The sequence below is a fragment of the Corallococcus praedator genome (assembly GCF_003612125.1).
Lineage (GTDB): Bacteria > Myxococcota > Myxococcia > Myxococcales > Myxococcaceae > Corallococcus > Corallococcus praedator.
The window spans coordinates 1-4,045 of the sequence record NZ_RAWI01000596.1 but is presented as its reverse complement, the minus strand read 5'-3'; the positions used below and the strand labels follow the sequence as shown (position 1 = coordinate 4,045).

Annotated in this window: 6 protein-coding genes; 2 read left to right on the top strand and 4 right to left on the bottom strand. The window is 70.3% G+C overall.

Going from position 1 to position 4,045, the window contains the following annotated elements; translation table 11 throughout:
• The 3 genes from D7Y13_RS39420 to D7Y13_RS39410 all read right to left on the bottom strand — a co-directional run.
• Nucleotides 1–187 (bottom strand): anti-sigma factor family protein (locus D7Y13_RS39420; RefSeq protein ID WP_244222440.1); only part of this gene is annotated, 187 nt, incomplete at its 3' end.
• A 5-nt stretch (nt 188–192) separates the two neighbouring features.
• Nucleotides 193–804, bottom strand: a complete 612-nt coding sequence (locus tag D7Y13_RS39415; protein ID WP_233595518.1) for an RNA polymerase sigma factor — start codon at nt 802–804, stop codon at nt 193–195.
• A gap of 239 nt (nt 805–1,043) precedes the next feature.
• Nucleotides 1,044–1,682, bottom strand: coding sequence for a hypothetical protein (locus tag D7Y13_RS39410; RefSeq protein ID WP_120583487.1), 639 nt, complete (start codon nt 1,680–1,682; stop codon nt 1,044–1,046).
• 127 nt (nt 1,683–1,809) lie between these two features.
• Between D7Y13_RS39410 and dgcN the strand changes: the two genes are divergently transcribed.
• On the top strand, nt 1,810–2,823 hold the full coding sequence (dgcN, locus tag D7Y13_RS39405; RefSeq protein WP_120538235.1) for an N-acetyltransferase DgcN: 1,014 nt from the start codon (nt 1,810–1,812) through the stop codon (nt 2,821–2,823).
• 50 nt (nt 2,824–2,873) lie between these two features.
• A complete protein-coding gene (locus D7Y13_RS39400) occupies nt 2,874–3,602 on the top strand; it encodes a YebC/PmpR family DNA-binding transcriptional regulator (RefSeq protein WP_120538236.1) in 729 nt (242 codons plus the stop codon).
• Nucleotides 3,603–3,674: 72 nt separating this feature from the next.
• Here the strand turns inward: D7Y13_RS39400 and D7Y13_RS39395 are convergent, their stop codons facing one another.
• Nucleotides 3,675–3,902: a LamG-like jellyroll fold domain-containing protein gene (locus D7Y13_RS39395; RefSeq protein ID WP_120583488.1), complete on the bottom strand. Its 228-nt coding sequence runs from the start codon at nt 3,900–3,902 to the stop codon at nt 3,675–3,677.
• Between the last annotated feature and the right edge of the window lie 143 nt (nt 3,903–4,045).

Sequence of the window (4,045 nt, the reverse complement as noted above, 5' to 3'; positions counted from 1 at the left end):
CGGGGGTCGCCTGGGGGCGCTGGTGGGCCGCGTGGGCATCCCCAGCGGCCTGCACCGCGAGGCTCACCTGCACCTGGTCCTCCAGCCCCGCCTGACACTCCGCGCAGTCCGCCAGGTGGACACTGAAGGCCTGGGCCTGCTCGGGGGTCAGCTCGCCGTCCACGAAGGCGGCGAGCTGTTCGCACATCGGATTCACGAGGAGACCCCGGCGCTTCCCTGTCGCGCGAGGAGCAGCTCCTTGAGCTTCTTGCGGGCGCGGAACAGGCGGGTGCCCACCGTCATGGACGGGATGCCGAGCCGTCGGGCGATCTCCGCGTAGCTCTGTCGCTCCATGTCCTTCATTCGGACCACCTCGCGCAGCTCCGGGGGAAGCTGTTCCACCGCGCTCCACACGTCTTCAAGCGTGTAGTGCGCCCAGATTTCCGGCGGCGTTTCGGCCTCCGCCAGGGTGTCCCCCATCGCGTCGGTGAACTCCTCTTGGGGGTGCCGCCGGTCGTGCCGGCACCAGTCGAGGAAGCGTCGAACGAGGATGGACGCCAGCCACGCCATGGGAGGCGCGGACCGGTCATACGTATGAAACGCGCGGAAGGCCCGCTCGTAGGTTTCCTGCAACAGGTCCTTCGCGTCGGAGGGGTTGCGCCCCCGGCACAGGATGCGGGCCCGCTCTTCCAACGCGGGTGCGCACCGGGCGACGAGCGCCTGGAACTCCGCGGCATCCTCGCGGGAGGCTGGGGCTGCCTCCTTCTCGGATGCGGAGGACTCCCCGGGCCGGGGGACGACACGGGGCGATCGCGGGCGGAACACCACGGGCCCGTTCCTAGCAGGCCCCGCCCCGGCCGCGAAGTCCGACGATACCCGCCCGTGCGGTTCCCACCGGGCAGGTTGGCCGCCCGCCGCTTGTTTCCGGAGGGTCAGCAGGGGCCCTTTCCGGGCACGGCCAGGGGGGGCAAGCGCATGGGATGGCTCCAGTGGGGCGAGGACCCGAGGGGAAAGGGGGCCCTCCCCCCTGGGTTACGCCAGGGGCCGCGCTTATTCTCCCGGAATCAGCAGGGGTTTCCTTCGAAGATTTCCGCGCCCGTGCGCACGGGGATCTTCGTCCCGTACGACGTCGCGATGCCCGTCACCCGCACCTTGGAGTAGCCCGCGTCGCCGGGGATGTAGAAGCGCGTCCGGCAGTAGCCCGGGATGCCCGGGATGGCCGAGGGGAGCCACGAGCCCGAGCCCGTCACCGTGCCCAGGTACATCCAGGCGCCGGTGGTCACCGCCCAGGCGTCGGCGGTGACGGACAGGTTTTCGCAAGCCGACCTGGAGGTCGGGGCGGAGGTCGGGGCCGCCTCCACGAAGGGTTTGGCGGACCGGCCGCCAATGCTGGTCACATCCACCACGAAGCGGTCGACGCAGGACGACTGGGTATAGGTGGCATCCACCGACGACGCGTGGGTGGAGACATAGCCCGTCTTGCGGCAGTTCCAGACGTAGGGGACCGTCGCGCCGTCCGGCTGCGCCAGCACCGTGCTGCTGGTGAGGCAGGGGAGGACGGGCGGCAACACGATCAGCGCATCGCTGGCGCTGGCGGCCTCGCCCTCCTGTCCTGTCGAAGCGGCGTCCTCCTCCAGCGGACCTCCACAGGCGGTGGCGAGCGAGGCGGCGAACAGGAGGGCGGCGGAAGAGGTGAAGCGCATGGAGGACTCCGAAGAAGGGCGGGGGATGAACAGACCGGTGTGGGCCCCTGCCCTGTTACGTCGGGTGTCGCGCTTATTCCCCGCGCCATTTCCACGGCCTTTTTGCGCCGTGCTAAGGCGCTGGCGCGTGGACATCGACAAGCCCTACCTGCTGTTCCTGGGAGACGTGAAGGATCAGCTCGCGGCCAAGACGGCCCACGGCATCGTGGACTGGCGGCCCGAGTGGTGCGTGGGCCAACTGCGACTGCCGGGGTGCATGGCGGACTGTGGCCTGCCCGACATGGACCTCGCGGCGGCGAAGGCCCGGGGCGCGCGCACGCTGGTGGTCGGCGTGGTGAACGCGGGCGGCGTGCTGGCGGACGCGTGGGTCACCACGCTGGTGCGGGCGCTGGAGGCCGGGTTTGACGTGGCCACCGGCCTGCACAAGCGGCTGGGCTCCATCCCCGCCGTGGCCGAGGCCGCGGCGAAGCACGGGCGCAAGCTGCACGACGTGCGCTTTCCGGACCGGGACTTCGCCACGGGCAAGGGCACGAAGCGACAGGGATTGCGCGTGCTGACGGTGGGCACCGACTGCGCGGTGGGCAAGAAGTACACGGCGCTGGCGCTGGAGAAGGAGCTGCGCAATCGCGGGTGGAAGGCCGACTTCCGGGCCACGGGCCAGACGGGCATCCTCATCTCCGGGCGTGGCGTGGCGCTGGACGCCGTGGTGTCCGACTTCGTCGCGGGCGCGGCGGAGTGGCTCACCCCGGAGAACGACGCGGACCACTGGGACGTGGTGGAGGGCCAGGGCTCGCTGTTCCACCCGTCCTTCGCGGGCGTCACGCTGGGCCTGCTGCACGGCGCGCAGCCGGACGCCTTCATCGTCTGCCACGAACCCACGCGCACCACGATGCGTGGCGTGAAGCACGCGCTGCCGTCGATTCAGGACGTCATCGACCGCACGGTGCTGGAGGGCCGGCTGACGAACCCCTCCATCCAGTGCACCGGCATCGCCATCAACACCGAGTCCCTGGCCGAGGACGCGGCCCTCGCGCTCTTGGAGACCACCGGCCGCGCGCACGGGCTGCCCTGCGTGGACCCCCTGCGCACGGGGGCGGGCCCCCTGGCCGACGCGCTGGCGAGCCGCTTCCCGCGAGCCTGACGTGCGAAACCCGTCCCACCGGGGCGGGCCGCGATATAATTGGAGGCACCATGGGACGCATTTTCGAGACACGCAAGGCGACGATGTTCGCCCGCTGGAACAAGATGGCGAAGATCTTCACGCGCATCACGAAGGACATCGTGATCGCGGTGAAGGCCGGCGGACCGGACCCGACCTCCAACTCCGCGCTGCGCCGGGCCATCCAGAATGCCCGCGCGGCGAACATGCCGAAGAACAACGTGGAGAGCGCGATCAAACGCGCCAGCGGCCAGGACCAGGCCGACTACCAGATCGTCCTCTACGAGGGCTACGCGCCCCACGGCGTCGGCGTGCTGGTGGAGACGGCGACGGACAACATCGTGCGCACCGTGGCCAACGTCCGCTTCCCGTTCACCAAGCTGGGCGGAAGCATGGCCACCTCCGGCGGCGTGTCCCGCATGTTCAAGCGCATGGGCGCCATCCGCCTGGACCCCGAAGGACTGGACCTGGAGACGCTGGAGCTGGAGCTCATCGACCACGGCCTTCAGGAGATGGGCGAGACCACCGGCGAGAAGGGGGAGAAGCAGCTCCTCCTGCGCTGCGAGTTCGCGGACTTCGGCAAGCTCCAGGCGGCCATCGAGGCCAAGGGCATCTCGCCGCTGTCCGCGGAGTCCGAATACATCCCCCTGGAGGGCACCCTCAAGGAGCTGCCCGAGGAGCAGGCCCAGGAGGTCCTCAAACTGGTGGACATGCTGGAGCAGGACGAAGACGTGCAGCACGTGTTCCACAACCTGGCCTGAAGCGCGCCTGGGACTCCAGGCGAAGCGCCGGCCCCCGGGCCCCTCCGGAGGCCGGCCCCGCTCACCGCGGCGTCAGAGCTGCTGAAGCTCCGCCGCGCTGAGCACCCGGCCGTAGACCCGCACCGCGTCGATGCGTCCGTTGAACGGCGTGCCGCCTCCAGGCCGGTTGCCCAGGGCGACATTCAGCGACGGGCTGGGGCGCTCCCCGGGCCATGCACGGACATCGCATCCGTTCACATTGAGAACCCGGGGTGGCAGTGCTTGCGTGAAGGTCCAGCGGGCCGGGATGCGATGGTGCATGAGGGGAGTCCATGTCGGACGAAGGTGAAGGTCAGGACCTGAGGGAGACGGTGAAGCGACTGGAGGCCACGGTCGCGGCGTTGGAGACGCGGCTCGCGCGGCTGGAAGCACCCGGCACTCCCCTCCCCGCCTCCGCGCCCCCC

Coding starts and splice junctions, on each gene's coding strand:
- D7Y13_RS39400 (WP_120538236.1), top strand. CDS start 2,874: ATGGGACGCATTTTCGAGACACGCAAGGCGACGATGTTCGCCCGCTGG.
- D7Y13_RS39410 (WP_120583487.1), bottom strand. CDS start 1,682: ATGCGCTTCACCTCTTCCGCCGCCCTCCTGTTCGCCGCCTCGCTCGCC.
- D7Y13_RS39395 (WP_120583488.1), bottom strand. CDS start 3,902: ATGCACCATCGCATCCCGGCCCGCTGGACCTTCACGCAAGCACTGCCA.